Genomic DNA, 2712 nt, shown 5'->3' on the forward strand with positions numbered 1-2712 from the left:
GACCAGGGCAGCGGCGCCCGCATCGGCCGCGACCTGCTCGAACAGACGCTGCTCGCCTATGACGGCATTCGCCAGGGATCGCGGCTGACACAGGCCATACTCGCCATCTTCCGCAACAATCCCGAGGATTTGGTCGAGTTCACCACCAACGCCAAGCCGGGCGATTTCGGCGGCTTCGCGCCCAAGGTCTTCGAGCATGCCGAAAAGGGCGATGTCGTCGCCAACTGGATCCTCGACAAGGCGGTCGCCGATGTCGAGGCCGCACTTGGCGTGCTCGATCTCGGCAGCAACGATCCGCTCTGCTTGCTCGGCGGACTGGCGCCGCTCTATGCACCACGCCTGTCGGCGCGCTACCGGGCGCTGCTGAAGCCGCCGCTCGACGATGCGCTGGGCGGCGCGGTGCAGATGGCGGTTCGTGTCTTCTCGATGACTGCGGAGGGGGCACGATGAGCGAAGCCGCCGACCAGATCTTCGCGACCCTGAAACACTCGGCGCAAAGCGGCGCACCGCTTTATCTGCAGCTCAGGAAGAGCATCGAGGACGCGGTCAATCGCGGCCTGATCGGACCGGGCGACGCGCTGCCTTCCGAGCGCGACATCGCCAGCATGGCGGACATTTCGCGCGTCACCGTGCGCAAGGCGGTGCAGGACCTGGTCAAGGGCGGCATCCTCGTCCAGCGCCACGGCTCCGGCACCTTCGTCGCGCCGCGTATGGAGCGCGTCGAGCAGTCGCTGTCGCGGCTGACGTCCTTCACCGAGGACATGGCGCGGCGCGGCATGGCTGTCCGTTCAGCCTGGCTCGATCGCGGCCTCTATGCGCCCTCGCCGGACGAGATGATGGTGCTTGGCCTGTCGTCGAACGAGCTGGTGGCACGCGTAGCGCGCCTGCGCATCGCCAACGATACGCCGCTGGCGATCGAACGCGCCGCACTGTCGGCCAGCGTGCTGCCGGACCCGGCAGGAATTGGGTCGTCGCTCTATGCGGCGCTGGAAACGACCGGCTTCCGGCCGGTGCGGGCGGTGCAGCGCATCTCCGCGGCCAATCTCGGCGACGACGACGCGCGCCTGCTCGAAGTGCCGCCAGGCATTGCCGGGCTGCACATCGAGCGCATTTCCTATCTGGCGAGCGGCAAGGTTATCGAATTCACCCGCTCCATCTACAGAGGCGACGCCTATGATTTCGTCGCCGAACTCCGGCTGAGCGGGCCGGGCGAAGAGGGCCGGCCATGAGCGCGACGAGCAGCCAAAAGGGTGACACCCATATGCGGCGCGAGATCGAGGAGATCCCGGAGGCCACCGCGCGCCTGCTCGACGGCTCGGCAGCGGTGCTGACGGAGGCCGGGCGCGGCATTCGCGAGCGCGATCCGCAGTTCGTCGTCACCGTGGCGCGCGGCTCCTCCGACCATGCCGCCACCTTCATGAAGTATGCCGTGGAGCTGACCGCCAGCCTCGCCGTCGCTTCGGTCGGCCCATCGATCGCCTCGATCTATGGCGCCAAGCTCAAGCTCGGCGGCTCGGCTTGCCTGGCGATCTCGCAGTCGGGCAAGAGCCCGGACATCGTCGCCATGGCGCAGGCCGCGAGAGCCGGCGGTTCGCTGACCGTCGCCATCACCAACACCGCCGATTCGCCGCTGGCGCGGGCCTCCGATTATGCGATCGACATTCTGGCCGGCCCGGAACGCAGCGTCGCCGCGACGAAGACCTTCGTCAATTCGGCCGTCGCCGGCCTCGCTTTGATGGCGCATAGCACCGGCGACGACAAGTTGCTGGCGGCGCTCGCCCATTTGCCGGAACATTTCCGCAAGGCGATCGCCTGCGACTGGATGGCGCTGGCCAGCGCCCTTGAGACGCCGAAATCGCTGTTCATCCTAGGTCGCGGTCCGTCCGCTGCGATCGCCAATGAAGCAGCGCTTAAGTTCAAGGAAACCTGTGCCATGCACGCCGAGGCCTATAGTGCTGCCGAAGTGATGCATGGCCCGCTGGCACTGGTCGGGCCTGATTTCCCGGTGCTGGCGCTCGCCGCCCGCGATGCTTCCGAGCCGTCGGTTGCCGAGGCCGCCGACAGCCTGGCGGCCAAGGGCGCGGCCGTCTTTGTGACCTCAGACAAGGCGAAAAGTGCTCAGCACCTGCCGCATGTCGCCACCGGCCATCCGCTGACCGACCCGCTGGCGCTGATCGTGTCTTTCTATGGCTTCGTCGAGGCCTTTGCCCGCCATCGCGGCCTCGACCCGGACACGCCGCCCAATCTGCGCAAGGTGACGGAAACCATATGAGCGACCGTTTTGCCCTGACTGGGGCCCGGATATTCGACGGCGACGACTGGCACGACGATGCCGCGCTTGTCGTGCGTGACGGCCTCGTCGAAGCCATCGTTGCCGTCGGCGCCGTTCCATCCGGTGTCGAGCGTATTGAAACCGGCGGCGGCATGCTTGCGCCGGGCTTCGTCGACCTGCAGGTTAATGGCGGCGGCGGGGTCATGCTCAACGACCATCCTGATGTCGCCTCGATCGAAACCATCTGCCGGGCGCACGCGCCGTTCGGCACGACCGCGCTGTTGCCGACGCTGATCACCGACACGCCTGAGATCACCGCGGCGGCGGTTGCCGCCGGAGCGGAGGCCGGAAAGCAAAAGGTGCCTGGCTTTTTGGGCCTGCATCTCGAAGGCCCGCATTTGTCGATCGCCCGCAAGGGCGCGCATGATCCGGCGCTGATC

2 protein-coding genes and 2 pseudogenes are annotated in these 2712 nt (G+C 67.1%); all 4 read left to right on the forward strand.

The genetic code is table 11. From position 1 onward, the window contains the following. Nucleotides 1-450, forward strand: a pseudogene (locus tag EOA86_RS29730) (N-acetylglucosamine kinase); the annotation flags it as partial. Further along, entirely contained in the window at nt 447-1229 is a 783-nt protein-coding gene (locus EOA86_RS29735) for a GntR family transcriptional regulator (RefSeq protein WP_095517600.1), read from the forward strand. The pseudogene EOA86_RS29730 and the gene EOA86_RS29735, both read left to right, overlap by 4 nt. Next, nucleotides 1226-2272, forward strand: a complete 1047-nt coding sequence (locus EOA86_RS29740; RefSeq protein ID WP_095517601.1) for an SIS domain-containing protein — start codon at nt 1226-1228, stop codon at nt 2270-2272. Before EOA86_RS29735 ends, EOA86_RS29740 begins: the two co-directional genes overlap by 4 nt. Continuing rightward, a pseudogene (locus EOA86_RS29745) lies at nt 2269-2712 on the forward strand (N-acetylglucosamine-6-phosphate deacetylase); the annotation flags it as partial. The gene EOA86_RS29740 and the pseudogene EOA86_RS29745, both read left to right, overlap by 4 nt.

Origin of the sequence: Mesorhizobium sp. M5C.F.Ca.IN.020.32.2.1 (genome assembly GCF_004023105.1) — a bacterium.
Taxonomy (GTDB): Bacteria; Pseudomonadota; Alphaproteobacteria; order Rhizobiales; family Rhizobiaceae; genus Mesorhizobium; species Mesorhizobium wenxiniae.

What these genes read in the sequence shown, in the direction of transcription:
- EOA86_RS29735 (WP_095517600.1), top strand. Translation starts at nt 447, where the DNA reads ATGAGCGAAGCCGCCGACCAGATCTTCGCGACCCTGAAACACTCGGCG.
- EOA86_RS29740 (WP_095517601.1), top strand. Translation starts at nt 1,226, where the DNA reads ATGAGCGCGACGAGCAGCCAAAAGGGTGACACCCATATGCGGCGCGAG.